Origin of the sequence: Serratia sp. NGAS9, assembly GCF_009905295.1 — a bacterium.
In the GTDB taxonomy this organism is placed as follows: domain Bacteria; phylum Pseudomonadota; class Gammaproteobacteria; order Enterobacterales; family Enterobacteriaceae; genus Serratia; species Serratia bockelmannii.
On the sequence record NZ_CP047605.1, the window covers coordinates 4,440,712 to 4,466,101 of the forward strand.

Sequence of the window (25,390 nt, forward strand, 5' to 3'; positions counted from 1 at the left end):
TGGTTTCCGCCTTTTCGGCGGGAGGCATGCCATATCTTAACTCTGACGGGAGCCGCGAAAGATGAGCAATATCCTGATTATCAACGCTAAAAAACAATTCGGCCATTCCAACGGCGAACTCAACCAAACCCTGAGCGACGTGGCGGAAAGCTTCCTGCGCGATCTGCAGCACGATGTGCAGGTCACCGTGGTCGACGACGGCTATGACATCGAAGCCGAAGTACAGAAATACCTGTGGGCCGACGCGGTCATCTATCAGATGCCGGGCTGGTGGATGGGCGAACCCTGGATCCTGAAAAAATACATCGATGAAGTGTTCACCGCCGGCCACGGTAGCCTGTATGCCAACGACGGCCGCTCTCGTTCTGACGAAAGCAAAAAATATGGCTCCGGCGGCCTGATCCAGGGCAAGAAATACCTGCTGAGCCTGACCTGGAACGCCCCGCTGGAGGCCTTCACCGATCCCGATCAGTTCTTCCACGGCGTCGGCGTCGACGGCGTTTACCTGCACTTCCACAAGGCCAACCAGTTCCTGGGGATGGAAGCGCTGCCGACCTTCATCTGCAACAATGTGATCAAAGAGCCGAATATCGCGGACGACATCACGCGTTATCGCGAGCATCTGGCGAAAATTTTTGCTTAACTGACGCAGAACATTCTCATCAACGAGGTAAGCATGATCACCGTAATCGCAGAAATCAAAGTGAAACCCGGCCACCGCGCCACCGTACTGCAAGCCATTGAAAAACTAGTGCCGCTGGTGCTGGCGGAAGACGGCTGCGGCGAATACACGCCGATGGTCGACAGCAATACCCAGGCGCCGTGGCAGAAGCGGTCGCCGGATTCGGTGTTCATGCTGGAGAAATGGGAAAGCATGGCGCATCTGGAAAAACATCTGGCCATTGAACACATGCTCAAACACCGCGACACCCTCAAAGACAGCGTGCTGGACACCGAGATCTACATCCTGGAAAACGCCCTGTAAGCCCCGCCTTATAACGTCTGCGCGTCGATGTGCGCGCTGACGTAGTCAAGAAAACAGGTGATGCGCGCCGCCAATTGCGTATTGCGGTAATACACCGCATTAATCGGCTGGCGCACGTCCAGCGTCTCCTGCTCCAGCAACGTCACCAACTTGCCGGCTTCCCGATCGCGACGGGTCATAAAGTCTGCCAGCTGTACGATCCCCTCGCCCCGCAGCGCCAATTGCCGCAGCGTTTCACCGCTGGACGCCGAGATCGTTGGCGTGATGGTGAAATGCGGCGCCTGGCGATAGCGCAACGGCCACTGGTTCAGTGATTCCGGCTGGGTAAAACCGAGCAGACAATGCCGATGCAACGCCTCCACGCTCTGCGGCGTGCCGTGCTGCTGCAGATAAGCCGGGCTGGCGAGGATGCGCAACCGGCTGGCGCCCAGCGCGCGCGCATGAATGGTCGAATCGCGCAACGCACCGATGCGAATGGCAATATCCGTGCGTTTTTCCAGCAGATCGATAACCAGGTTGTCGGTGTTCAGCTCGAGCGAAATTTGCGGATAACGTTCCCTGAACCCCGCTACCAGCGGCACGATGACGTGCTCCATAAAAGGCGCAGCCGCATTTATCCGCAACCGCCCGGCCGGCATCTGCCGACGCACCGCCATTTGTTCTTCGGCATTTTCCACCGAGTTGATGATCGTACGCGCATGGCTCAGGAAGCTTTCCCCCTCTTCGGTCAGCTCCAGGCGACGCGTAGTGCGGCGCATCAGGGTGGTATCGAGCTTGTTCTCCAGGCGGCTGAGCGCGCGGCTGATGCCGGATGTCGTCTGGCCGAGCCGATCGGCAGCGGAGGTGATGGAACCGCTGTCGACCACCGAGGTGAACGCCAGCAATTCTTCGAGCGTGATCTTCATGCATTTCGGCCCAGGTTATCGGGCGCCGCATGAACGCCCTGCGGGAAAGCAGGCCCGGCGTTCACCGGGCCAGGGTCAGGCTCAGACCGCCAATTCGGCCATGTCGCCCTTGTCTTGCAGCCAGTTACGGCGATCTTCCGAACGCTTCTTGGCCAACAGCATGTCCATCACCGCCAGCGTCTGATCGACATCATCTTCCGCTACCGTCAGTTGCACCAGCCGGCGGGTATTCGGATCGAGGGTGGTTTCGCGCAGCTGCAGCGGGTTCATCTCACCCAGCCCTTTAAAGCGCTGGACGTTCGGCTTGCCCTTCTTGCGCTTCAGCTGTTCCAGCACGCCGGCCTTCTCTTCTTCATCCAGCGCGTAGAACACTTCTTTACCGAGATCGATGCGGTACAGCGGCGGCATGGCGACATAAACGTGGCCGCCTTTCACCAGCGAACGGAAGTGGCGCACGAACAGCGCGCACAGCAGCGTGGCGATGTGCAGGCCGTCGGAGTCCGCATCCGCCAGGATGCAGATTTTGCCGTAGCGCAGTTGGCTGAGATCTTCGCTGTCCGGATCGATGCCGATCGCCACGGAAATGTCGTGCACTTCCTGCGAGGCCAGCACTTCGTCCGAGGACACTTCCCAGGTATTCAGGATCTTGCCCTTCAGCGGCATGATCGCCTGATATTCGCGATCGCGCGCCTGCTTGGCCGATCCGCCCGCCGAGTCCCCTTCCACCAGGAACAGTTCGGTCATGGCCAGATCCTGCGAGGTGCAGTCCGCCAGCTTGCCCGGCAGCGCCGGCCCGCTGGTCAGCTTCTTGCGCACCACTTTCTTGGCCGCGCGCAGGCGGCGCTGGGCGCTGGAAATCGCCAGCTCGGCCAGCTGTTCCGCCGCCTGAACGTTCTGGTTCAGCCACAGGCTGAAGGCGTCTTTCACCACGCCGGAAACGAAGGCCGCGCACTGACGCGAAGAGAGACGTTCTTTGGTCTGCCCGGCGAACTGCGGATCCTGCATCTTCACCGACAACACGTAGGCACAGCGATCCCAGATATCCTCCGCCGACAGCTTCACGCCGCGCGGCAGGATGTTGCGGAATTCGCAGAACTCGCGCATCGCGTCCAGCAACCCCTGACGCAGGCCGTTGACGTGGGTGCCGCCCTGCATGGTCGGGATCAGGTTGACGTAGCTTTCGGTCAGCAGCTCGCCGCCTTCCGGCAGCCACAGCAGCGCCCAGTCCACCGCTTCGGTATCACCGGCGAAATTGCCAACGAACGGCGCTTCCGGCAGGGTGATCAGGCCGTTAACCGCTTCCATCAGGTAATCGGTCAGGCCGTCCTGGTAGCACCAGCGCTGCTCGGTGTTGTTCACCTTGTCGATGAAATAGATCTCGACGCCGGGGCACAGCACCGCTTTGGCTTTCAGCAGGTGAGTCAGGCGCGATACCGAGAAACGCGGGCTGTCGAAAAACTGTTCGTCCGGCCAGAAGTGCACGCTGGTGCCGGTGTTGCGTTTGCCGCAGGTGCCAGTCACCGTCAGATCTTGCACTTTGTCGCCGTTTTCGAAGGCGATACCGTAAACGTTGCCGTCGCGGCGCACGTTGACTTCTACTCGCTTCGACAGGGCGTTGACCACCGAGATCCCAACGCCGTGCAGGCCGCCGGAGAACTGGTAGTTTTTATTCGAGAATTTACCGCCGGCGTGCAGCCGGCACAGGATCAACTCAACCGCCGGCACGCCCTCTTCCGGGTGGATGTCCACCGGCATGCCACGGCCGTCGTCGATCACTTCCAGCGACTGATCGGCGTGCAGGATCACGTCGATACGCTTGGCGTGACCGGCCAACGCTTCGTCGACGCTGTTATCGATCACCTCTTGGCCGAGGTGGTTTGGGCGCGTCGTGTCGGTATACATGCCGGGACGACGGCGCACTGGTTCTAGACCGCTGAGTACTTCAATGGCATCAGCGTTATAGCTGGATTGAGTCATCGTTGATTATTTTTTCGTGGTTAAAGGGAGGTGCCGGAACGGTCCGTCAGACCGCGTTTAGCCCTAAAAAATCCACAATCTGGGGGAAGTAGTGCTCGAAACCGACGAAGGCGTGGTTTCCACCCGACTCCACCGTTTGCCGACACGCGGTGTAATACGCCACTGCCTGGCCGTAATCGAGAATTTCATCGCCCGTTTGCTGCAGCAGCCAGATTAAATCCGGCGACTCCAAGGGATCGATCTGCATCACTTTCAGATCGTAAACGTGCCGAGACTCTAACACATATTGCTGGCCGGTGTAGGGGTTCTCGTTGGCGCCGAGATAGTCCACCAGCAGCTCAAACGGCTTGACCGCCGGGTTGACCACCACCGCCGGCAGGGAAAAACACTGCGACAGCCAGGTGGCATAATAGCCGCCCAGCGATGAGCCGACCAGCCCGAGCGTTTGCCCGGCGCGTTCCAGCACCATATTTTCCAGCATCTCGGCGGCCTCCGCCGGAAAGGCCGGCAGCTGCGGCACCAGCATCTCGATGTCGGGATGGTGCTCGGCCAGCCAGGCCTTGAAGGCCACCGCCTTGGCCGACTGCGGCGAACTATTGAAACCGTGCAGGTAGAGCAGCGTCGAAGGCATCAGTATCCATCCGAGTCCATATCGGGGCGGAAATCGTCGTTTTCCAGGCGGAACACCTGCGTCTCGACGCGGCCGTCCGGCAGCAGATCGAGGTAACGCCAGCCGGGCGAGACGTCGTCGATGGTAAAGTTAGTGCAGTGCGGCTTGAATTGCACGCAGGTGGACGGCGTCGCCAACAGGCGCCGGCCCTGCCATTCCAGATCCAGATCCTGATGAATGTGCCCGCACACTACGGTATTCACTTTCGGATAACGCAGCAGGATCGCGCCCAGCATATGCGGGTTGCGCAGGCTGTGCTGATCGAGCCAGGTGCAACCGGACGGCAGCGGATGATGGTGCAGCAGCAACAGCGTATAGCGCTCGGGGTGAGCCTGCAGGCAGCGCTCCATCCACTCGAGCTGATACTCGCTCAATTCGCCGTGCGGCACGCCGAACACCTGGCTGTCCAGCATCAGCACCTGCCAGTCGTCGCCCAGCAACACCTGTTTGGAAGGGGCAATGCCGGCGGCGGCCAACGCGTCGACCATCGCCGGTTGGAAATCGTGGTTACCCGGCAGCCACACGCAGGGGGCCGGCAATTGCGCGATGCCGGCGGCGAAGTGGCGGTACGCCTCTTGCGAATGATCCTGCGCCAAATCTCCCGTGGCGACGATCAAATCAACGTCGCGGCGCTGCGCCTGGATGGCGTCCAGCACCGCGTGATAGCTGCGATAGGTATTGATGCCGAGCAACGTCTCGTGTTCGCCGGCAAAAAGGTGGGTATCTGTTATTTGTAGAATCCTGACCGCGGCCCCACTCGCCACGGGCAGTTTAAACAGGCTTTCCAAATGGTGTCCTTTGTTATTTCAGTCTGTCTAACAAACCGGAACCGCCATCGCTCCATGCGCCAAACAGTAGCGCAGCCAATCAGCAAGAAACTGGTTAATTTGATGCTTTTCGTCGCGTTGATGCAACTTTTTATTAGGATAATCATAACGCGCTTTAAAGCGGTAGATCTGCTGACTGGAACACACTTCCGCAACCATGGCGTCATGGTACAACCGCACCGTCATCGCGGGCAGGCTCCAGTAGCTGACCGCCGGAAAGATCTGCTCGATCTCCACCAGCGACGTGTAACGCGTGGACTCAACGATGGTCAAACGATAGCCGGCGCCGTTCACCTGATAAGTCACCGTTTCGCCCGCTTCATCGTTGCGCGGCAGCAAGCGGCGCAATTGCGCGAAGTTGGTTTCGCACAATCTCATCATTTCGGGGAAATCAGGGGTATAGCGCTGTTTCATTAGTTGGCCCACTCTTTTCTCAACGATTCATGGTGCAACGCCAGCCATTGCAATGCAATCACTGATGCGGCGTTATCGATCGCGCCCTCCTCTACCCAGCGGTAAGCCTGCTCGCGGCTGACCACGTGGACGCGGATATCTTCATGCTCTTCCGCCAGACCGTGGATGCCCTCGGCGGTGCGGGCGTCCACTTCGCCGACCATGATCGACAAACGTTCGCTGGTACCGCCGGGGCTGGCCAGGTAGCTCAGCACCGGCTTACAGCGCCCGACCACCACGCCGGCCTCTTCCTGCGCTTCGCGGCGGCACACGTCTTCGACGCTTTCGCCGGTTTCGATCATACCCGCCACCATTTCCAGCAGCCAGGGCGAATTACGGGTATCGACCGCGGCGATGCGCAGTTGTTCAATCAGCACCACTTCATCGCGCACCGGATCATAGGGCAGCAGCACCGCCGCATGGCCGCGCTCGAAAATTTCACGCGTGATTTCAGGGCTCATTTCGCCATTGAACAACCGATGGCGAAACCGGTATAAATTGAGTGAAAAAAAACCACGGTACAGCGTCTCGCGTGCAATAATTTCTACATCTTTTTTATCGAAAGTAACGGGCGACGGCTGCGAACGGTTCATGCGCGAATTCTCCTGCTTGAGTATGCCGATAAAATAAACGGTTTTGATGACAGAAACAGCGGGACTCTCCGCCGCGGCTTTATGTTAGGCTGTTTCTCGCCGCCGGATGCGGCACGTTTGTGCGCTCGCAGGTAATAGCGGGAAACAATCCGGATTGTCAGCCATAATATCAGCTGCAGTCGACCGGGGCAGTACGCCAAGGTAAATGGGCGGTCTGAAAGGTAAAAGTTACGTGAGATGGCACATTCAGCCACCTGATGCGTACCGCAGACTCTGCTAGAATCGGCAACTATTTCGTCTATCGTCAGCGCTAACATAGCAATATTGCTGCACAACAAGGAATGCAAATGAAGAAACTGCTCCCCCTTCTTATCGGACTGAGCCTGGGCGGCTTCAGTGCAATGAGCCAGGCAGAGAACCTGCTGCAGGTCTACAAACAGGCCAGGGAAAGTAACCCGGATCTGCGCAAAAGTGCTGCTGACCGCGACGCCGCATTCGAAAAGATCAATGAAGCGCGCAGCCCGCTGTTGCCGCAGCTCGGTTTAACCGCAGGTTACGATTACACCAACGGTTATCGTGACAGCAATGGCGTTAACAGCAACGTGACCAGCGGTTCGCTGGCATTGACGCAAACCCTCTTCGACATGTCGAAATGGCGCCAGCTGACGCTGCAGGAAAAGACCGCCGGCATCTCCGACGTCACCTTCCAGACCGCAGAGCAGTCGCTGATTCTCAACACCGCCACCGCTTACTTCAACGTGCTGAAAGCGATCGACACGCTGTCCTATACCCAGGCGCAGAAAGACGCGGTCTACCGCACGCTGGATCAAACCACCCAACGCTTCAACGTGGGCCTGGTGGCGATCACCGACGTGCAGAACGCCCGTTCGAACTATGACACCGTGCTGGCGGCCGAAGTCTCCGCCCGCAACGATCTGGATAACGCGCTGGAAACGCTGCGCCAGGTGACCGGGGCCTTCTACCCGGAGCTGGCCTCGTTGAATACCGATCGCTTCAGTACCCAGCGCCCGGAAGCGGTGAACAACCTGCTGAAAGAAGCGGAAGCGCGCAACCTGAGCCTGCTGTCCGCCCGTCTGAGCCAGGATCTGGCGCGTGAGCAAATCCGCGCAGCCCAAACTGGCTATATGCCGACGATTGACGTCAGCGCGTCGACCGGCATCAGCAATACCAAATACAACGGCTCCAACACCGGCGGCGCGAATGCCGCACGCTACAGCGACTCCGATGCGGGCCAAAATAAGGTCGGCATCAGCTTCAACCTGCCGCTATACAGCGGCGGCGCGACCAACTCGCAGGTCAAACAAGCGCAGTACGGCTTCGTCGGCGCCAGTGAGCAGTTGGAAAGCTCCCACCGCAGCGTGGTGCAGACCGTGCGTTCGTCGTTCAACAACGTTAACGCCTCGATCAGCAGCATCAACGCCTACAAACAGGCGGTGATCTCCGCGCAGAGCTCCCTGGACGCGATGGAAGCCGGTTATCAGGTCGGTACCCGCACCATCGTCGATGTGCTGGACGCCACCACCACCCTGTATAACGCCAAACGTCAACTGTCCGACGCGCGTTATACCTATCTGATCAACCAGCTGAACATCAAGTCGGCGCTCGGCACGCTGAACCAGAACGATCTGCTGCTGCTGAATGGCGCGTTGGGCAAACCGGTGTCGACCGCGCCTGACGCCGTCGCACCGCAAAACCGCGCGCAGGACGCCTATGCGGACGGTTATCAGGACAATGCGCCGATGCAACAAACCGCGGCGCCGGCACCGGCGGCCACTCGCGTATCCGCGCCGGCCGTTACCACCAGCCAACCGGCTCGCCACAGCGGCAACCCATTCCGTAACTGATGCGCGCACGTTGATAAACACGGGGTCCGGCCTGCGCCGCGCCCCGTTTTTTTTGCCCCGATGTCCCCGCTTCTGCCCACCGCCTCACAGCCGCCGCTACACCAGGTGGTATCATCTTCACTCTCGTTTTCGCAGTCTGGATGAGGTTCGATGGACAACGATTCACGCTGGCAGCGGCTGATTAACGACGGTGAACTGCCGCCGCCGCTGCGCCCGACACAAGCCGTTTACGCCTCCTGGCTACGCTGCCGCAGCCTGATGCAGCCAGACGTTTGGCAGGCACCGCACCGCGCTCAGGGCGCCACCTTCGAATCGATTTGCCGCCGCAAGAACGATCTGCTGACGCTTGGCCAGGCGGCGCTGGAAGACGCCTGCGAATACATGGAGCCGCGACGTTGTCTGTTGCTGATCCTCGACGAGAGCGGCTGCACGCTGTGGCATTGCGGCGACGCCCAAACCTGGGAGCATTTGCAGCAACTGGGATTCGCCCCCGGCGCTTACTGGGCCGAGGGACAGATCGGCACCAATGCACCGGCGCTGGCGGCGGCGGAAGGCCACCCGGTACGGGTGAGCGGTGAAGAGCATGTGCGCCAGGCGCTGCACGGCTGGTCGTTCTGCGCCACGCCGGTCTACGACAACAGCGGCCGCCAACGCGGCTCGATCGCCCTGGGTTGCCTGCTGCCCGATTGCGCCGCCGGCGATCTGTCGCTGACGCTGGCCATCGCCCGCGAAATCGGTAACTCGCTGAACGCCGACGGCCTGCTGGCGGAATCCAACCGCCATCTGAATCAGCTTTACGGCCTGCTGGACGGCGTGGACGACGGCGTCATGGCCTGGGATCACCGCGGCTACCTGCAATACATCAACCAGCGCGCCGCCGGCCTGCTGAAGCTGGACGAACAGCAGAGCCAGGGCAAGCCGCTGACGCAACTGTTGACGCTGCCCGCGCTGCTCAAGCGCGCCATCGCCGATCGCCAACCGCTGCAACACGTCGAAGTCACCTTCGAAAGTCAGCGACAATTTATCGCCGCATTGCTGACGCTCAAGCCGATTTTCGACGGCGATCGCTGCAGTTTCATCGCCCTGCTGCACCCGCTCGAACGGCTGCGCCAGTATGTCAGCAGCCAGCTGGGGCGCGTCAGCCACAGCTTCGAACAGATGCCTTCCGCCTCGCTGGAAATGCGGCGACTGATCCGTTACGGGCAGCAGGCGGCCAAAGGCCAGCATCCGATCCTGTTGCGAGGGGAAGAAGGCGTCGGCAAAGAGCTGCTCAGCCAGGCTATCCACAACGCCGGCGAACGCGCCGCCGGGCCGTATATCGCCCTTAACTGCCAACTGCTGACGCAGGCGCAGGGGCTGCGAGAGCTGCTGGGCAGCGACGCCAGCGAAGAAGAGGCGGGCCAGCTCAGTAAATTCGAATTGGCCAACGGCGGCACGCTGTACCTCGAACAGATCGAATACCTGCCGGCGGAGATGCAGTCGGCGCTACTGCAGGTGTTGAAAACCGGCGTGGTGATCCGCCTCAATTCCAGCCGGGTGATCCCGGTCGATGTGCGTGTGATCGCCGGCAGCGCCGCCGATCTGCCGCTGCTGGTGCAGCAAAACCGCTTCCGCCGCCAGCTGTTTTACAGCCTGCAGGCGTTCGAAATCCTGATCCCGCCGCTGCGCCAGCGGCTGAGCGATATCCCGCTGCTGGTCAAACACCATCTGCGCACGCTGGAGCTGCATTTTCAGTGTCGCTTCCGGGTCGATGACGAGGTGATGGCCCAGTTGGCGCTTTATCTGTGGCCGGGCAACGATTTGGAACTGAAAGGGGTGGTGGAGCGCGCGGCAATGATTTGCCACGGCCACCACATCCAGTTGGCGGATCTGCCGGCGCACCTGCTCGGCCAGCCGTCGCTGCTGGAAAGCGATCCGCAGCCCGGCGCACCGCTGTTGACGCTGACGGACATGGAACGCCAGGCGATCCTGCGCGCGGCGACCGTCAGCCGTGGCCAGGTGACGGAGATGGCGCAGCTGCTGGGCATCGGCCGCACCACGCTGTGGCGGAAGATCAAACAGCACGGGATCGACATCCGCCAGTTCAAGCTGCGTGCCTAGTGGCTGAGCTGCAATACCCCGCGCGCGGCGTCCAGCATCGCCTTCTGCCCGCTGCGGGTTTTGCTCAGGCAATCCTGCATGCCGACCACCATCGGAATGCCCATTGCCTTCGCCAGAATGGCGCTGTGCGACAGGGCATTGCCGCCGCTCAGGCAGATGCCGAGCACCAGCCGCCTGTCGAGCATCACCACCTCCGAGGGCATCAGCTCGTCCATCACCAAGATTGACGGTTCTGCGAGCGCCATGGCCGGCAGCGGCAGCCCCTGCAGATGGCACAGCGTGCGGCGCAGCATGTCGCGCACGTCCAATTCGCGCGCCCGCATGTAGTCGTCATCCAGCTCACGGTACTCTTCGGCGATCGCCCCCAGCACCTGCCGCCAGGCCTGCTCGGCGCAGCACAGCTGCTGCGCGATGCGGGTGTAAGCCGCCTGCTGCAGATCCGGATCGTCCAGCAGCATGCTGTGGGCGCCGAAGATCGCCGCCTGCGGCTTGCCGATCAGCGTGCCGGTACGCTCCGCCAGCCGGTTCAGATCGCTCAGCGTGTGCTGTAGCGCCTCCCGCAGGCGTTGCTGTTCGCCCAACACCTCGTCCGCACCAATCCGTCGATCGACGGTTGGCGGCCAGAAGCTGTGGGCCTGGAACACGGGTCCGCTGGTGACGCTTTCCGCCACCGGGATACCGTGCAGCGAAGGCTGCTGCCGCTCGGAGACCGTCTCGCCGAAATGTTGTTCCGCCAGCGCTTTGAACGCCGCCAGCGCCTCGTCCGCCTGCGCACCGTCGGCAATCAGGCGAACGGTGTCGCCGTGACGAACCTGCAGCAGCGCCAGCTGATTGAGGCTGCGCGGATCGACGCACTGCCCCTGCTTCTCCAGCACCAGCTCGGCCTTGAACGGCGCCAGCGTCTCGACCAGCCGCGCCGCCGGGCGCGCATGCAGCCCGTGCGGGTTCTGCACCGTCCAGGTTACGCTTTTGCCCTGCGCCAGCGGCAAGGCCACGCTTTTCGCCGTCGGTGAAGCCTCACCCAGCTGTGCCTGCTTGGCCTGCAGCGCCCCCTGCGCCTCCGCCACCACCTGTTCCAGCGAAGCACCGGAGTTGGCGGCCACCACCGCCGCCAAGGTGCCTTCAACCAGCGGCGCCGCGCACAGCCGCACTTTGGCGGCCAGGTCCGGGTCCAGCAGATCGAGCGCGGTTTCGGCACTGAGCAGCGCGCTGCCCAGATCCATCAGCACCAGAACGCCGTCGCCGCCGGCGACCGCTTCGATCGCCTCCATCACTTTGACCGCGTCGGTACCGATCGGGTGCTGCTCGTCATCCACGCCCGCCGCCAGCGCCAGTTTGCAGCCGTCACCGCGCATCATCTGCCGCGCCAACTGCTCAACGCCGCGCGCCAGCAACGCGCTGTGCGAAACCACCACGATATTAATCATCTCGCCTCCTGCTAACTGCCGGCGACCTCGGCCAGCGTTTTCATCATCAACATCACCGAAGTGGCGCCGGGATCCTGGTGGCCGATGCTACGCTCGCCCAGGTAACTGGCCCGCCCTTTACGCGCCTGCATGGTAATGGTGCTCTCCACCGCCCGCTCGGCGCTGTCGGCGGCACGCTGCAGCGCCTCCGCCACGCTCAGGTTCTGCTGCGCGGACTGGCCGAGGCTTTCCACCACCGGCCACCAGACGTCGCACATGGTCTTGTCGCCCGGCTCCGCCTTACCGCGCATCACCACGCCTTCCACCCCTTCCTGCATCACCTGATGCAGCTCCACCAGATCCAGGCTTTGCTTGGCGTTCGCTGCCTGCGCCGCGCGGATGAAGAAGGTGCCGAACAGCGGACCGCTGGCGCCGCCCACGCTCGACAGCAGCGTCATACCGGTGTTTTTCAGGATAAAGCCGATATCCTTGTCCGCCACCGACGGCAGCTTTTCTACCACCTTATTGAAACCGCGATTCATGTTCAGACCGTGGTCGGCATCGCCGATCTCGGTGTCCAGTTGGGTGAGAAAATCGCGCTCCCGGTTGAATACTTCGCCGCAACGCATCAGCCAATCGACGACCTGTTGTTTGGTCAACGCCATAATTCCTCCTCAGCAACCCCAACGCAGCGCAGGCGTTTTCACCGGCGCATCCCACAAGGACAACAGCTCGTCGTCCACGTTCAACAACGTGATGGACACGCCCTGCATATCAAGCGAGGTGCAATAAGAACCCACCAGGTTGCGTTCGATAATGATGCCCGCCTCGGCGCAACGCTCCGCCAATCGATGGTAGACGCCATACAGCTCGGACAGCGGCGTGGCACCCAGGTTATTGACCAGCGCGATCACCCGATCGCCGCGCGTCAGCGGCTGCTTGGTCTGCATCTCGTCGCGCCACTCGCCCTGCTGACGATCCCAGACGCGGATCGTGCGCTGATAGTGGCCGTGGTCGATCAACGTATGGAACATGTCGTCCACCGCCGCGTTGAGCGTGGTGAACGGGCGGCGCGCAATGCCCGGCTCGCCGTGAATGCCGACGCCGAACTCCATCTCGTTCTCCGCCAGGGTGAACGACGGTTTGCCGGCGGCGGGGACGGTACAGGCACCCAGCGCAATGCCAATCGAATGCCCGTGGTTGTTGATGCGATGCCCCAGCGTCACCACGCTGTCCAGATCGTCGCCGCGCGCTGCGGCGGCGCCCAGCAGTTTCTCCATCAGCACGGTGTTGGCCACCCCGCGTCGCCCAGCAGTGAACAGGCTGTCTTTGACCGCCACGTCGTCATCCACCAGCACCGTCGCCACCGCGACGCCGCTGTCGTGCAGCAGTTCGGTGGCAGTTTCGAAGTTGAGCACGTCTCCGGTGTAGTTCTTAATCAGCAGCAACACGCCGGCGCCGCCGTCGATCGCCTGACCGCACTCGTACATTTTATCCGGCGTCGGCGAGGTGAAAATCTCGCCCGGACAGGCGCCGTCGAGCATCCCTTCGCCGACGAAACCGCAGTGCATCGGCTCGTGGCCGCTACCGCCGCCGGACAGGATCGCCACCTTGCCCGCCACCGGCGCGTCGGCGCGGGTCACGAACACCGGATCCGCGTGCACCAGCAACTCGGGATGGGCCTCCGCCAGCCCCTGCAACTGCTCTTCCAACACCGACTCGACCTGATTAATCAGTTTTTTCACGATGATTTCCTCTGTAAGCCCAGGGGCGCGGCGCACCGCGCCCCAACGGTATCAATGACGCTGCAGCCAGGCGGTGCCCAGCCTGTCCGCCGTCAGGATCGCCGCCTGCACGCCCGCAGGGGTGACCTTGAACGGCATGTTGTGAATGGTTTCGCCGGCGGCGCAACTGGCCTCGGCCACCGCCATCATCTTCGCCGTCGCGTCGCCGGTGACGCCCATCTGCGCCAGCGTGATCGGCAGGCCGATGTCATGGCAAAACGCCAACACGGTTTCAATCTGCGCCATCGGGCTGTTCTGCAATACCAGCTGCGCCAAGGTGCCGAACGCCACTTTTTCGCCGTGATACAGGTGGTGGCACTCTTCCAGCACGGTGAAACCGTTGTGAATGGCGTGCGCCGCCGCCAGCCCGCTACTCTCGAAGCCGATGCCGCTCAAATACGTATTGGCCTCAATAATGCGCTCCACCGCTTCCGTTACCACGCCGGCCTCGACCGCCAGCTTGGCCTTCACCCCTTCGGCCAGCAGCGTGTCATAGCACAGCCGCGCCAGACTGAGCGCCGCCAGCGTCGATTTGCCGCCGGCCATGCTGGTGGCCTGAGCGTCGAAGCAGGCCTGCGCCTCGAAATAGGTGGAAAGCGCGTCGCCCATGCCGGCCACCAGCAGGCGCACCGGCGCGTTGGCGATGATGGAACTGTCCATCACCACCATATCTGGGTTGCGCGGGTAGATCAGGTATTCGGCGAATTCGCCCTGTTCGGTGTAGAGAACCGACAGCGCGCTGGTCGGCGCATCGGTGGAAGCAATGGTGGGAATGAGCACCACCGGCAGCTGTTGGTAGTGGGCGACGGCCTTGGCGGTGTCGAGCGTCTTACCACCGCCGACGCCGATCACTCCGCGGCAACCGTGGGCCTGCAGCTCGCGGCCGAGCCGGTCTATCTCTTTGCGGCAGCACTCGCCGTTGAAGCGGGCCGCGTGATGTTTCACGCCGTGCTGCTGCAGGCTGCCCATTAGGGTGTCGCCCGCCAGCTGCATCACGAAGTCGTCGGCGATCACCAGGTAATGATCGGCGAGGGATTTGGCGTATTCGCCGACGACGGCTAGCGCATTGGCGCCCTGAATGTATTTACCTGGTGACTGGATGATTCTCAACATAACCGGATCCTTGTAGGGAGTTGGCGATGGTAACGTTCAGATATCAGGTGATGACGCGCCGACTTCGCCGCCGGCTTGTTGTTGTGCTTCGACTATGAGCGCCTGCCACCCGCCTGGCGAGCTTCGCGATTTTTGTTCCATTATGGAACATCATCATAGCGATAACGTTTCATGATGAAACGCCAACGCGCGTTTTTTCGCCGCGAAAGCGAACTGGCGCACACCCCAACGTATAACTGCGTAAAGAGTGGATTCTACGGGCGTTTCAGCTTTAATTTTGACCATGTTTCCCCTATCCTTAGCGCCACTACTGGGAAAGGGCGAAAACAGCCCGCATGATGGGATTGATAACGATGAAACGGACAAAAAACATCAACCAAGAGACGTTCCGCAAATCCTGGCGCAGCTACCGTGTCGCGCCCGTGGCCTTGGCGATCAGCGCCGTCTTTATGCTGGCCGGCTGCGAGAAGAGCGATGAAACGGTCTCCCTGTATCAGAATGCCGATGACTGTTCGCGCGCCAATCCTTCGATGAGCGAGCAGTGCACCACCTCCTACAACAACGCCCTGCAAGAAGCGGCGAAAACCGCGCCGAAATACGCCACCCGCGAAGACTGCGTCGCCGAGTTCGGCGAAGCGCAGTGCACCCAGGCGCCGGCACAGGCCGGCATGGCGGCGGAATCGCAAAGCAGCGGCAGCTTCTGGATGCCGCTGATGGCGGGCTACATGATGGGCCGCCTGATGGGCGGTTCCGGCTTCGCGCAACAGCCGCTGTTCACCTCCAAGAACGCCGCCAGCCCGGCGAACGGCAAGTTTGTCGACGCCAGCGGCAAGAGCTACGGCCCGGCCACCGCCGGCGGCCGCACCATGACGGTGCCGAAAACCGCCATGGCGCCGAAGCCTGCGGTCACCAACACCGTGACCCGCGGCGGTTTCGGCGAGACCGTGGCCAAGCAGACCAGCATGCAGCGCAGCAGCGCCACTTCCAACTCCGGCTCTCGCAGCATGGGCGGTTGATGCATGAAACGTATTGCTATTACCGAGCGCCCGGACTGGCGTGAAAAAGCGACCGAGTTCGGTTTCCGTTTCCACACCATGTACGGCGAGCCGTACTGGTGTGAAGACGCCTATTACCAGTTCACGCTGGCGCAGATTGAAGAGATCGAAAACGCCACCGCCGAGCTGCACCAGATGTGCCTGCAGGTGGTGGAAAAGGTGGTCGGCAGCGATGAGCTGATGGCCAAGTTCTGCATTCCGAAACACACCTGGGAGTTCGTGCGCAGTTCCTGGCGCACCAACCAGCCGTCGCTGTATTCGCGTCTCGATCTGGCCTACGACGGCGTCAACCCGCCGAAGCTGCTGGAGAACAACGCCGATACGCCAACCTCGCTGTATGAGGCGGCCTTCTTCCAGTGGCTGTGGCTGGAAGACCAGATCAACGCCGGCAAGCTGGATCCGGAATCGGATCAGTACAACAGCCTGCAGGAGAAGCTGATCGAGCGTTTCGCCGAGCTGAAAGCGCATCACGGCTTCGGCCTGTTGCACCTGGCCTGCTGCCAGGACAGCGAAGAAGATCGCGGCACGGTGCAATATCTGCAGGACTGCGCGCAGGAAGCCGGTCTGCCGACCGAGTTCCTGTTCATGGAAGAGATTGGTCTTGGCGAGAAAGGCCAGTTTACCGATCTGCAGGATCAGGTGATCGGCAACCTGTTCAAGCTCTACCCGTGGGAATTCATGCTGCGCGAGATGTTCTCCACCAAGCTGGAAGACGCCGGCGTGCGTTGGCTGGAGCCGGCCTGGAAGAGCATCATCTCCAACAAGGCGCTGCTGCCGCTGCTGTGGGAAATGTTCCCTAACCACCCTAACCTGTTGCCGGCTTATTTCGCGCAAGACGATCATCCGCCGATGGATCATTACGTCACCAAACCGCTGTTCTCACGCGAAGGCGCCAATATCCAGATCGTCGAAAACGGTCAGGAAGTGGCGCGCGTCGATGGGCCATACGGCGAAGAGGGCATGATCGTGCAGCAGTTCCATCCGCTGCCAAAGTTCGAAGACAGCTACACGCTGATCGGCAGCTGGCTGGTGAACGATCAACCCTGCGGCATCGGCCTGCGCGAAGATCGCGAGCTGATCACGCAGGATCTGTCGCGCTTCTATCCGCACACCATCCTCGGCTGATCACCCCGCTGAAGACAAAACGCCAGTCTCTGACTGGCGTTTTTTATTTACCCCACCTGCACCGACAGCATGCTCAGCGCCCCCATTTCGATACCGTCGATCGGCACGCTGATGGCTTCTTTTCCATCCCAGCCGCCGAGCACGTACAGCAACGGCAGATAGTGTTCCGGCGTCGGGTTTGACAACGCCGCGCCCTCATGGCGCATGAAATCCACCAGCGGGTGGTTGTCGCCCCGATAGCGCAGGTTATCCCGGACAAAGTTATTGAACGATTCCGCCCACGGGTAGGCGCTGGTATCGCCCTGCCATTTCACCATGCGCAGGTTGTGCACCACGTTGCCGCTGGCGACGATCATCACGCCCTCATCCCGCAGCGCCGCGAGTTTGCGGCCCAGCTCATAGTGGTAAGCCGCCGGCTGCGTGCCGTCGACGCTGAGCTGCACCACCGGGATATCGGCATTGGGATACATCTTGATCAATACGCCCCAGGTGCCGTGATCCAACCCCCACTCGCCGAGATCCGCCGTTACCGGCACCGGCGCCAGAATGTGCTGCAGCTGCGTGGCCAGCGCGGGAGAGCCCGGCGCAGGATAACGGGTATCAAACAGCGCCTGCGGGAACCCGCCGAAGTCGTGAATGGTTTTGGGTTTTTCCATCGCAGTGACCGCAGTGCCACGGGTATACCAATGCGCAGAAACCGCCACGATCGCCTTCGGCCGCGGCAATGACTCACCCAACGCACGCCATGCCCGGGTGTAACGGTTGTCTTCCAGCACGTTCATAGGGCTACCGTGGCCAAGAAACAGTGCCGGCATACGAGAGGTGTTCATAGGGGGATCCTCAGTTCAAATTGTGCTATGCCGCTACATTACGCGCTTTGACGCAGCAACACAGCCGGATAACCGTGATGAAGATATTCAATAAATTTGAAATAAAAGCCGGAAAAATAGACTGGCAAACAAAAAGTTAAAAAATGCATATTTTTCAAATAATTAATAATCAACGTGAATACCATGGCATTACTGCCACACAGATCTAATTTGTGAACAATTTATGTACTCTTTGTTAACGCGATCTATACACTCCTCCTTCAGTCGACAGGGTGTTGGCAGCCCGTCGGCGCTACGGGAATCACGTCTCACCAAGGAGGAATTCATGTTCAGACTCACACTGGCAACCCGCCTGGCGCTTTCCATGACCTTGTTCGCCACGGGGGCAGTCGCCACCGGCGCGGTGGACAACGCGCCGCTGACGCAGCGCGAAGACCCTTACTTCCTTCAGGCGCAAGCCCAGCTGCAACAGCGGCTGAAGCAGACGCCAAACACCAACCGCGCCAAAAACGTCATTCTGGTGGTCGGTGACGGCATGGGATTTTCCACCGTGACCGCCGCCCGCATTTTTGAAGGGCAGCAGCGCGGCGTGGATGGCGAGTCCAACGTGCTGGCCTGGGAAGCCTTCCCCTATTTGGCGGCGGCCAAAACCTATTCCGCCGACGCCCAAATCACCGACTCCGCGCCCAGCGCGGTGGCAATGACCACCGGCGTCAAAACCATCAACGATCTGATGGGCCTCAACCATACGGCCACCCTCAACAATTGCGAGGATCAGCAAACCAAGGCCGTCACCACGCTCTGGGAGATGGCCGCAACGCTCGGCATGGCCACCGGCGCCGTGACAACCGCGACCATTACCCACGCCACGCCGGGCGCCACCTATGCCCATATCGCCAACCGCGACTGGGAGTCTGACGCCAAAATGCCGGCGGACGCCCTGGCCGCAGGCTGCCGCGACATCGCGCGCCAGCTGGTGGAAATGAAATACGGCAATGGCCTGAACGTAGCGATGGGCGGTGGGCGCGCCAACTTCCTGCCCGACAGCGTGAGCGATCCGGAATATCCCAGCAAAACAGGCGCCAGAAAGGATGGCCGCGACCTGACGCAGGCCTGGCTGCAGCGCTACGGCGAGCGTGGGCAATACGTATGGAATCAGGCACAGTTCGATAAAATCGAGTCGGGTAAGGTCGACCACCTGTTGGCCCTGTTCGAGCCATCACACATGAACTTCGAGCACGATCGACGGCAAGACGCGGCGGGAGAACCTTCACTGGCAGAGATGACCGGCAAGGCCATCGATATTCTGGCCAGGAATCCCGAAGGCTATCTGTTGCTGGTAGAAGGCGGGCGCGTCGATCACGGCAGCCATAACGGCAACGCCTACCGCACGCTGAGCGACGCGGTCGCCCTGAACGAGGCGGTGAAAACCATCGTCGGCAAGGTCAACCTGGACGAAACGCTGGTGATCGTGACCGGCGATCACAGCCACACGCTGACCATCGCCGGCTATGCCAAGCGCGGCAATCCTATCCTCGGCATTTCCGTCGGCGTCGACGATAAACCTCGGCTGGGCAGCGACGGCAAGCCCTACACCACCCTCGGTTTCGCCAACGGCCCCGGCGGCGCGATCCCGCTGACCGAGCGCCCGGCATTGACCATGGAGCAAACCACCGCGCCCGACTTTATTCAGCCGGCACTGGTGCCGCTGAAAAGCGAGACGCACGGCGGGGAAGATCTCGGCATCTACGCCATCGGCCCCTGGGCGCATCTGTTCCAGGGTACGGTTGAGGAGAACTACACCTTCCACGTGATGAATTACGCCAGCCGCATCGGCGAACGCCTGTCAAAGCGGTAGCCACAAAAAAAGCCGCGTTACGCGGCTTTTTTATCGTTGAAAGCGGCCGGCTATCAGCTGGCTTTTTTCTCGTGCGCCTGGCGGTAGGCCACCAGATCTTCGATGGTCAGCACTACCATGTCGTGCTGTTTGGCGAAGGTAATCACTTCCGGCGCATGCGCCATGCTGCCGTCGTCATTGGTCAGTTCACACAGTACGCCGGCAGGTTTGAAACCGGCCATGGAGACCAGATCGATGGTTGCTTCGGTGTGGCCGCGACGGCTCAGCACGCCGCCCGGCTGCGCACGCAGCGGGAACACGTGGCCCGGACGGTTCAGGTCGCTCGGCTTGGCGCTGTCTGCCACCGCCGCGCGGATGGTGGTCAGGCGATCGGAAGCGGAAACCCCGGTGGTCACGCCCTGCGCCGCTTCGATGGTCACGGTGAAGGCGGTCTGGAACTGGCTGGAGTTGTTGGTCACCATCATCGGCAGCTCAAGCTGCTGACGGCGTTCTTCGGTGATGCACAGGCACACGATACCGCTGCCGTGGCGGATGGTCAGCGCCATCTGCTCAACGGTCATGGTTTCCGCGGCGAAGATCATGTCACCTTCGTTTTCACGATTTTCATCATCGAGCACCATTACGCCGCGCCCGTTGCGCAGTGCGTCAATCGCGCGTTCAACGCGTTCTGTCGGCGTGCCGAAGTCTGAAAGTAGCGTCTGATTCATGGTAAAAAACCTCATTAAAAATTATGGATTACCAGAACCAGGGCGATCTTGAGGAGTAGCTAACAATAGCTAAAAAAATAACGCAAGCGGGCGCATGCCCGGCAGATACCGTTACTCTCTCCCATCCGGACTATAACCGTCGGCCCCGGAATTACACCGGATCTGCTGACCTCTAACCGGCCTTTACAGGCTGGCTGAGCGCTCGCGGGCTTTCACCGTAGAAGGTGATTTACCGCCGGTGGGGACTTTCACCCCGCCCTGAGAATAAGCAAGATGACTATAACGCTAATGGATAGACAGGGCAATTGGCAAAAGCACAATTCGGCCACGCGCGGCGAATGCGCTTAATGGTGTTTATCCGGCGGGCAACTCGCATTACACTAAGCGGCAGCTATTAAACTCTGAAAGGGATACGCCATGATTGACCCGAAAAAAATCGAACAAATCGCACGCCAGGTTCATGAGTCCATGCCTAAAGGCGTTCGTGAATTCGGGGAAGACGTTGAGAAAAAAATCCGTCAGGTCCTGCAATCGCAGTTGACCCGCCTGGATTTGGTTAACCGCGAAGAGTTCGACGTGCAGACTCAGGTGCTGTTGCGCACCCGCGAGAAGCTGGCGCTGTTGGAACAGCGCATGGCCGAGCTGGAAAGCAAACTGAGCGCGGCGCCGGCAGCCAAGCAGGAAGACGAATAATTCCCGCGAAGGGCGCGCACCTGTATGAACCGCGCGCCCTTGTTCTTTAGATTACCCGGCGTTAGCCGCGCCCGTCTTTAATCGCTTTGATGATGTTGGTGGTCGACAGGCCGTCTTCAAAGTTCAACACTTTGACATCGCCGCCGTTGGCCCACACTTCCGCACTGCCGGCAATCTCTTCCGGTTTGTAATCGCCGCCTTTCACCAGCAGATCCGGCAGAATGTCGGCGATCAAGCGCTGCGGCGTGTCCTCTTCGAACGGCACTACCCAATCCACCGCTTCCAGCGCGCCCAGTACAATCATGCGGTTCTCCAGCGCGTTGACCGGGCGTGTTTCCCCTTTCAGGCGCTTGGTCGACGCATCGCTGTTCACCGCCACGATCAGGCGATCGCCCAGCTTGCGGGCGTTGGCCAGATAAGAGACGTGGCCGGCATGCAAAATGTCGAAGATGCCGTTGGTCATCACCACTTTTTCGCCGCGCTGACGCGCCTGCGCGACGGCATGCTTCAACTGCGCTTCGGTCATCACGCCAAAACCGGTCTCGGCGCGGCCGCGCACCGCGTTTTCCAGCTCGATCGGCGACACGGTGGAGGTACCGAGCTTGCCCACCACCACGCCGGCGGCGGCGTTGGCCAGGAAACAGGACTCTTCCAGCGAGTTACCGGCGGCCAGCGAGGCGGCCAGCACGCCGATCACGGTGTCGCCGGCGCCGGTCACATCAAACACTTCCTGTGCCTGGGTCGGCAAGTGCAGCGGTTCAACGCCCGGCTGCAACAGCGTCATGCCGTGTTCTGAACGGGTAACCAGCAGCGCCGACAGCTCGAAATCCGCCACCAGCTTCATACCGCGTTCCACCAGTTCCGCTTCATCCTTGCAGTGGCCCACCACCGCTTCGAACTCGGACAGGTTCGGCGTCAGCAGCGTCGCGCCGCGATAGCGCTCGAAATCAGATCCTTTCGGATCGATCAGCACCGGCACCTTGGCGGCGCGCGCCAGTTGGATCATGCCCTGCACCTGGCTGAGCGCGCCCTTGGCGTAATCGGACAGCACCAGCGCGCCGATCTGCGGCAGCGCCTGCTGAATACGCTCCAGCATCGGCTGTGGATCAACGTTGGAGAAGCCTTCTTCGAAGTCGAGACGGATCAGTTGCTGGTTGCGGGACAGCACGCGTAGCTTGGTGATGGTCGGATGGGTCGGCACCGAGACGAAGTCGCAGCGCACGTTGACTTCATTCAGCTTGGCGCTCAGCGCCCGCGCCGCATCGTCGATGCCGGTCAGGCCCACCAGACGGGAAGTGGCGCCCAGCGAAGCGATGTTCATCGCCACGTTAGCCGCGCCGCCGGGACGCTCTTCGATGGTATCGACCTTGACCACCGGCACCGGGGCTTCCGGTGAAATGCGGCTGGTCGGCCCATACCAATAGCGATCCAACATGACGTCACCGACCACCAGCACACCGGCGCGGCGAAAATCAGGCAGCGTAACTTTCATCCGATAACTCCAAAAAAGAACAAAATTTTAGTGGCGCAGATATTACCACAGACCGCCGGAATACCCGCAAAAAGGTATTAATCCAGCCATTTGGCCCAGCTGGCGCGTACCTGTTCGCGCTCGGCGGCAAACAGCCCGCTGCCGACCTTGCCGGAATGTTCCTGCAGCGCCAGGTGGTGGATCTCGTCGCGCATGGTGACATAGGCCTGGGTCAGCGCGCGCGCTTCCTCTTCCGGCATGATGTCGTAATTGGCCATCAGCTCGAAGATGCGCACGTTGTCCGACCAACGCGTCAGGCGCGGTTCACCCGGCGCATAGCGTAAGACCAGATATTGGGCGATAAATTCGATGTCGGTTATGCCGCCCTCATCGGTTTTGATATCAAACAGATCGCGCTGCTTGCTGCCGAGATGGTTGCGCATCTTTTCGCGCATCTCGCGCACTTCGCGCTTCAGGGTCTGCGCATCGCGCGTTTTGCACAGGATCTCGCGCCGGATTGCGTCAAACTGCTGATGCAGCGCCGGATCGCCATGCACGATGCGCGCACGCACCAGGGCCTGATGCTCCCAGGTCCAGGCTTCGTTTTGCTGGTAGTCGGCGAACGCTTCGACGGTGCTGACCAGCATCCCCGCCGCACCGGAAGGCCGCAGACGCGCGTCAACTTCATACAGAATGCCGGAGGAGGTGCGGGTGCTGAACAGATGCATCACCCGCTGCGCCAGCCGCAGGTAGAACTGACGGCCGTCGATGCAGCGATCGCCGTCGGTCATCACTTCCGGCGGGCAATCCAACAAGAACACCAGATCGAGGTCGGAACTGTACCCCAGCTCCCAGCCGCCCAGCTTGCCGTAGCCGATCACCGCAAAGCCGCGCCCTTCGCGTTCCTGCAGATGGGTCGGCTGGCCGTAGCGCGCCACCATGTCGCTCCAGGCCTGTTGCACCACCGCGTCGATGATCGCCTCCGCCAGATAAGTCAGGTGATCGCTGACTTTCATCACCGGCAGCGCGCCGGCGATATCCGCCGCGGCGATGCGCAGCTGCTGCGCCTGTTTGAACTGACGCAGCGCCTCCAGCTTTTGCTCTTCGTCGTCTTCCGGCACCCGCAGCAGATACTGGCGCAGCTCGCTGCGGTAGGCGTCCAGCGCTACCGGCTGATACAGCGTGGCCGGATCCAGCAGCTCGTCCAGCAACAGCGGGTAACGCGACAGCTGGTTGGCGACCATCGGCGACGCGGCGCACAGGCGGATCAGATGGCTAAGCGCCGCGTGATACTCCACCAGCAGCTCGAGGTAGGTGGTGCGGGTGACGATGCTCAGCAGCAGCTGCGCCAGCCGCACCAGCGCGGTCGGCGCGTCCTGGCGCGGGCACACCTCCGCCAGCAGGCGCGGCATCAGCTGATCGAGCACGTCGCGGCCGCGCGGGCCGATGGTGCGCTTGTCGACGTCGTGACGAAAATCGGCGATGGTGCGCAGCATCTGTCGGCGCCCCTCTTCATCGAGGTGCGGCGTCAGCGGCGCCAGCTCGTTCTCCTCCAGCGCGTCCTGCCACAGGCTGTGGTAGTGCTGGTAATCGGGATCTTCGCCGACATCCGGGCTATCGTCGCCGATCAGGTCGTCGAACACCGCGCGCACCGCCTGCATGTGCGCGTCCAGCGCCGCCATCAGCGCCGGCCAATCCGCCAATCCCATGCCGTAGGCCAACCGCGCCTGATCGAGTGCCTCCTGCGGCAGCGTCTGGGTTTGCTGATCGCCGATCGCCTGCAGCAAGTTCTCCAACCGCCGCAGGAACAGGTAGGCGGCGCTCAGCGCCCGCACCTGCTCGGCCTCCAGCAGCCCCAGCTCACCCACCGCCTGCAGCGTCGGCAGCAGCGAACGCCCCTGCAGCGCCGGCTCGCGGCCGCCGCGGATCAGCTGGAATACCTGGGTGATGAATTCGATTTCGCGAATGCCGCCGGCGCCCAGCTTGATGTTGTCCTTCAGACCGCGCCGCCGTACTTCACGGGCGATCATGCCCTTCATGTTGCGCAGCGACTGGATGACGCTGAAATCGATATAGCGGCGGAACACGAACGGCCGCAAGGTTTTGCGCAGCTCCTGGCTGTAGGCGTCTTCCGCCCCGCCCATCAGGCGCGCCTTCACCATCGCATAGCGCTCCCAGTCGCGCCCCTGCTCCTGATAATAATCTTCCAGCGCCGCGAAGCTCATCACCAACGGGCCGCTGTCGCCGAACGGTCGCAGCCGCATGTCGACGCGATAGACGAAGCCGTCGATGGTCTGTTGATCCAGCGCCTTGATCAGCCGCTGGCCGAGGCGGGTGAAGAACTGGGCATTGTCCAACTCGCGCCTTCCGCCCTGGGTCTGGCCGTTTTCCGGGTAGGCGAAGATCAGATCGATGTCCGACGAGAAATTCAGCTCGCCGCCGCCCAGCTTGCCCATGCCGAGGATCAGCAGCGGCTGCGGTTCGCCGGCGGCGTTGCACGGCGTGCCCCACTCGCGGCAGCAGGTTTGGTACAGCCAGTCGCGGGCGCTGACGATCAGCGTCTCCGCCAGCCCGCTCAGCTGCAGCAGCGTTTCTTCGGTCGAACACAGCCCCTGCGCCTGCGCCCAGGCGATACGCACCAGCGTCTCGCGGCGAAACAGGCGCAGCGTGCGCATCAACTGCGCTTCGTCACGCACCTCTTCCAGCTCGTCCTGCAGCCAGGCGGCATAGTGTTGCCACTCGCCGGGCGCCGGCGGCTGCTCGCGCAGCGTCGCGAGCCAGGCCGGCTGGGCGAGCAGCGCGTCGCTGACGAAGTCGCTCGACGCCAGCACCCACTGCTCCTGCTCGCTAAAGGCGCTGTCCGCGCCGTGAACTTCCTGAAAACGCTGCACAACCTGCTGTGCCTGAGCCTGTAACGCGGCTGAAAGTGGCGACATAGTGTATGACCCGTTCTGCGGCCCACGGCTGGCGGGC

At 61.5% G+C, this 25,390-nt stretch carries 22 protein-coding genes and 1 riboswitch; of the genes, 8 read left to right on the forward strand and 14 right to left on the reverse strand.

Translation table 11 applies throughout. The features are described 5' to 3' along the window. Window positions 1–61: 61 nt before the first annotated feature. Entirely contained in the window at window positions 62–643 is a 582-nt protein-coding gene (locus GUC32_RS21100) for an NAD(P)H-dependent oxidoreductase (protein WP_049204421.1), read from the forward strand. Window positions 644–676: 33 nt separating this feature from the next. Next, complete coding sequence (locus tag GUC32_RS21105) at window positions 677–985, forward strand: putative quinol monooxygenase (RefSeq protein WP_025304303.1); 309 nt, start codon at window positions 677–679, stop codon at window positions 983–985. An 8-nt stretch (window positions 986–993) separates the two neighbouring features. Here the strand turns inward: GUC32_RS21105 and GUC32_RS21110 are convergent, their stop codons facing one another. From GUC32_RS21110 to nudF, 6 genes are all read right to left on the reverse strand, one after another. Continuing rightward, window positions 994–1,890, reverse strand: a complete 897-nt coding sequence (locus tag GUC32_RS21110) for a LysR substrate-binding domain-containing protein (RefSeq protein ID WP_025304304.1) — start codon at window positions 1,888–1,890, stop codon at window positions 994–996. 81 nt (window positions 1,891–1,971) lie between these two features. Next, window positions 1,972–3,867: a DNA topoisomerase IV subunit B gene (parE, locus tag GUC32_RS21115; RefSeq protein ID WP_025304305.1), complete on the reverse strand. Its 1,896-nt coding sequence runs from the start codon at window positions 3,865–3,867 to the stop codon at window positions 1,972–1,974. Between the two features lie 46 nt (window positions 3,868–3,913). Continuing rightward, window positions 3,914–4,498: an esterase YqiA gene (yqiA, locus tag GUC32_RS21120; RefSeq protein ID WP_025304306.1), complete on the reverse strand. Its 585-nt coding sequence runs from the start codon at window positions 4,496–4,498 to the stop codon at window positions 3,914–3,916. After that, on the reverse strand, window positions 4,498–5,325 hold the full coding sequence (gene cpdA / locus GUC32_RS21125; RefSeq protein WP_060434581.1) for a 3',5'-cyclic-AMP phosphodiesterase: 828 nt from the start codon (window positions 5,323–5,325) through the stop codon (window positions 4,498–4,500). The genes yqiA and cpdA overlap by 1 nt, the downstream gene beginning before the upstream one ends. 27 nt (window positions 5,326–5,352) lie before the next feature. Next, the gene (locus GUC32_RS21130; RefSeq protein ID WP_004937244.1) at window positions 5,353–5,778 is read right to left on the reverse strand and encodes a DUF1249 family protein; all 426 of its coding nucleotides are present in this window, start codon (window positions 5,776–5,778) and stop codon (window positions 5,353–5,355) included. Then, the gene (gene nudF / locus GUC32_RS21135; RefSeq protein WP_043142088.1) at window positions 5,778–6,410 is read right to left on the reverse strand and encodes an ADP-ribose diphosphatase; all 633 of its coding nucleotides are present in this window, start codon (window positions 6,408–6,410) and stop codon (window positions 5,778–5,780) included. The genes GUC32_RS21130 and nudF overlap by 1 nt, the downstream gene beginning before the upstream one ends. 347 nt (window positions 6,411–6,757) lie before the next feature. Here nudF and hasF point away from each other — a divergent pair, with 347 nt between their 5' ends. Together hasF and dhaR are read left to right on the forward strand one after the other, a co-directional pair. Continuing rightward, window positions 6,758–8,275 (forward strand): multidrug efflux transporter outer membrane subunit HasF, encoded by a 1,518-nt coding sequence (hasF, locus tag GUC32_RS21140; RefSeq protein ID WP_164063356.1) that lies wholly within the window; start codon window positions 6,758–6,760, stop codon window positions 8,273–8,275. A gap of 150 nt (window positions 8,276–8,425) precedes the next feature. After that, the gene (gene dhaR / locus GUC32_RS21145; RefSeq protein WP_346411951.1) at window positions 8,426–10,375 is read left to right on the forward strand and encodes a dihydroxyacetone kinase operon transcriptional regulator DhaR; all 1,950 of its coding nucleotides are present in this window, start codon (window positions 8,426–8,428) and stop codon (window positions 10,373–10,375) included. On the opposite strand, the gene dhaM is transcribed toward dhaR, so the two are convergent. From dhaM to GUC32_RS21165, 4 genes are read right to left on the reverse strand one after another with little or no spacing between them, the layout of a single operon-like run. Beyond that, window positions 10,372–11,802 carry a dihydroxyacetone kinase phosphoryl donor subunit DhaM gene (gene dhaM, locus GUC32_RS21150; RefSeq protein WP_025304311.1) on the reverse strand — a complete coding sequence of 477 codons (1,431 nt, stop codon included), beginning with the start codon at window positions 11,800–11,802 and terminating at the stop codon, window positions 10,372–10,374. The two genes, dhaR and dhaM, sit on opposite strands and share 4 nt — an antisense overlap. Window positions 11,803–11,813: 11 nt before the next feature. Next, the gene (gene dhaL, locus GUC32_RS21155; RefSeq protein WP_043142078.1) at window positions 11,814–12,446 is read right to left on the reverse strand and encodes a dihydroxyacetone kinase subunit DhaL; all 633 of its coding nucleotides are present in this window, start codon (window positions 12,444–12,446) and stop codon (window positions 11,814–11,816) included. A gap of 9 nt (window positions 12,447–12,455) precedes the next feature. After that, entirely contained in the window at window positions 12,456–13,526 is a 1,071-nt protein-coding gene (gene dhaK / locus GUC32_RS21160; protein ID WP_043142075.1) for a dihydroxyacetone kinase subunit DhaK, read from the reverse strand. 51 nt (window positions 13,527–13,577) lie between these two features. After that, entirely contained in the window at window positions 13,578–14,678 is a 1,101-nt protein-coding gene (locus tag GUC32_RS21165) for a glycerol dehydrogenase (protein ID WP_043142071.1), read from the reverse strand. A 353-nt stretch (window positions 14,679–15,031) separates the two neighbouring features. On the opposite strand from GUC32_RS21165, the gene GUC32_RS21170 reads away from it, so the two are divergent. Both GUC32_RS21170 and GUC32_RS21175 read left to right on the forward strand, forming a co-directional pair. Beyond that, window positions 15,032–15,694 (forward strand): DUF1190 family protein, encoded by a 663-nt coding sequence (locus GUC32_RS21170; RefSeq protein WP_025304315.1) that lies wholly within the window; start codon window positions 15,032–15,034, stop codon window positions 15,692–15,694. A gap of 3 nt (window positions 15,695–15,697) precedes the next feature. Then, window positions 15,698–16,858, forward strand: a complete 1,161-nt coding sequence (locus tag GUC32_RS21175; RefSeq protein ID WP_025304316.1) for a glutathionylspermidine synthase family protein — start codon at window positions 15,698–15,700, stop codon at window positions 16,856–16,858. Window positions 16,859–16,905: 47 nt separating this feature from the next. Here the strand turns inward: GUC32_RS21175 and ygiD are convergent, their stop codons facing one another. Next, the gene (ygiD, locus tag GUC32_RS21180; protein ID WP_025304317.1) at window positions 16,906–17,688 is read right to left on the reverse strand and encodes a 4,5-DOPA dioxygenase extradiol; all 783 of its coding nucleotides are present in this window, start codon (window positions 17,686–17,688) and stop codon (window positions 16,906–16,908) included. Window positions 17,689–18,013: 325 nt separating this feature from the next. Between ygiD and GUC32_RS21185 the strand changes: the two genes are divergently transcribed. Then, window positions 18,014–19,546 (forward strand): alkaline phosphatase, encoded by a 1,533-nt coding sequence (locus GUC32_RS21185; protein ID WP_369435417.1) that lies wholly within the window; start codon window positions 18,014–18,016, stop codon window positions 19,544–19,546. Between the two features lie 53 nt (window positions 19,547–19,599). Here GUC32_RS21185 and ribB read toward each other — a convergent pair whose 3' ends face one another. Then, window positions 19,600–20,253 (reverse strand): 3,4-dihydroxy-2-butanone-4-phosphate synthase, encoded by a 654-nt coding sequence (gene ribB, locus GUC32_RS21190; protein WP_004937218.1) that lies wholly within the window; start codon window positions 20,251–20,253, stop codon window positions 19,600–19,602. Window positions 20,254–20,362: 109 nt separating this feature from the next. Then, window positions 20,363–20,523, reverse strand: a riboswitch (FMN riboswitch). Window positions 20,524–20,670: 147 nt separating this feature from the next. Here ribB and GUC32_RS21195 point away from each other — a divergent pair. Beyond that, window positions 20,671–20,946, forward strand: coding sequence for an accessory factor UbiK family protein (locus tag GUC32_RS21195; protein WP_004937216.1), 276 nt, complete (start codon window positions 20,671–20,673; stop codon window positions 20,944–20,946). A gap of 61 nt (window positions 20,947–21,007) precedes the next feature. Here GUC32_RS21195 and hldE read toward each other — a convergent pair whose 3' ends face one another. Together hldE and glnE are read right to left on the reverse strand one after the other, a co-directional pair. Beyond that, window positions 21,008–22,438: a bifunctional D-glycero-beta-D-manno-heptose-7-phosphate kinase/D-glycero-beta-D-manno-heptose 1-phosphate adenylyltransferase HldE gene (gene hldE, locus GUC32_RS21200; protein WP_019453075.1), complete on the reverse strand. Its 1,431-nt coding sequence runs from the start codon at window positions 22,436–22,438 to the stop codon at window positions 21,008–21,010. Window positions 22,439–22,515: 77 nt separating this feature from the next. Then, window positions 22,516–25,353 carry a bifunctional [glutamate--ammonia ligase]-adenylyl-L-tyrosine phosphorylase/[glutamate--ammonia-ligase] adenylyltransferase gene (gene glnE / locus GUC32_RS21205; RefSeq protein ID WP_049208361.1) on the reverse strand — a complete coding sequence of 946 codons (2,838 nt, stop codon included), beginning with the start codon at window positions 25,351–25,353 and terminating at the stop codon, window positions 22,516–22,518. Between the last annotated feature and the right edge of the window lie 37 nt (window positions 25,354–25,390).

Excerpts from the sequence above, each read along its gene's own strand:
- parE (WP_025304305.1), bottom strand. The coding sequence starts at position 3,867 with ATGACTCAATCCAGCTATAACGCTGATGCCATTGAAGTACTCAGCGGT.
- GUC32_RS21100 (WP_049204421.1), top strand. The coding sequence starts at position 62 with ATGAGCAATATCCTGATTATCAACGCTAAAAAACAATTCGGCCATTCC.
- GUC32_RS21185 (WP_369435417.1), top strand. The coding sequence starts at position 18,014 with ATGTTCAGACTCACACTGGCAACCCGCCTGGCGCTTTCCATGACCTTG.
- nudF (WP_043142088.1), bottom strand. The coding sequence starts at position 6,410 with ATGAACCGTTCGCAGCCGTCGCCCGTTACTTTCGATAAAAAAGATGTA.
- GUC32_RS21130 (WP_004937244.1), bottom strand. The coding sequence starts at position 5,778 with ATGAAACAGCGCTATACCCCTGATTTCCCCGAAATGATGAGATTGTGC.
- dhaR (WP_346411951.1), top strand. The coding sequence starts at position 8,426 with ATGGACAACGATTCACGCTGGCAGCGGCTGATTAACGACGGTGAACTG.
- GUC32_RS21195 (WP_004937216.1), top strand. The coding sequence starts at position 20,671 with ATGATTGACCCGAAAAAAATCGAACAAATCGCACGCCAGGTTCATGAG.
- GUC32_RS21110 (WP_025304304.1), bottom strand. The coding sequence starts at position 1,890 with ATGAAGATCACGCTCGAAGAATTGCTGGCGTTCACCTCGGTGGTCGAC.
- dhaL (WP_043142078.1), bottom strand. The coding sequence starts at position 12,446 with ATGGCGTTGACCAAACAACAGGTCGTCGATTGGCTGATGCGTTGCGGC.
- GUC32_RS21170 (WP_025304315.1), top strand. The coding sequence starts at position 15,032 with ATGAAACGGACAAAAAACATCAACCAAGAGACGTTCCGCAAATCCTGG.
- glnE (WP_049208361.1), bottom strand. The coding sequence starts at position 25,353 with ATGTCGCCACTTTCAGCCGCGTTACAGGCTCAGGCACAGCAGGTTGTG.
- dhaM (WP_025304311.1), bottom strand. The coding sequence starts at position 11,802 with ATGATTAATATCGTGGTGGTTTCGCACAGCGCGTTGCTGGCGCGCGGC.
- ribB (WP_004937218.1), bottom strand. The coding sequence starts at position 20,253 with ATGAATCAGACGCTACTTTCAGACTTCGGCACGCCGACAGAACGCGTT.
- ygiD (WP_025304317.1), bottom strand. The coding sequence starts at position 17,688 with ATGAACACCTCTCGTATGCCGGCACTGTTTCTTGGCCACGGTAGCCCT.
- hasF (WP_164063356.1), top strand. The coding sequence starts at position 6,758 with ATGAAGAAACTGCTCCCCCTTCTTATCGGACTGAGCCTGGGCGGCTTC.
- GUC32_RS21105 (WP_025304303.1), top strand. The coding sequence starts at position 677 with ATGATCACCGTAATCGCAGAAATCAAAGTGAAACCCGGCCACCGCGCC.
- yqiA (WP_025304306.1), bottom strand. The coding sequence starts at position 4,498 with ATGCCTTCGACGCTGCTCTACCTGCACGGTTTCAATAGTTCGCCGCAG.
- hldE (WP_019453075.1), bottom strand. The coding sequence starts at position 22,438 with ATGAAAGTTACGCTGCCTGATTTTCGCCGCGCCGGTGTGCTGGTGGTC.
- GUC32_RS21165 (WP_043142071.1), bottom strand. The coding sequence starts at position 14,678 with ATGTTGAGAATCATCCAGTCACCAGGTAAATACATTCAGGGCGCCAAT.
- GUC32_RS21175 (WP_025304316.1), top strand. The coding sequence starts at position 15,698 with ATGAAACGTATTGCTATTACCGAGCGCCCGGACTGGCGTGAAAAAGCG.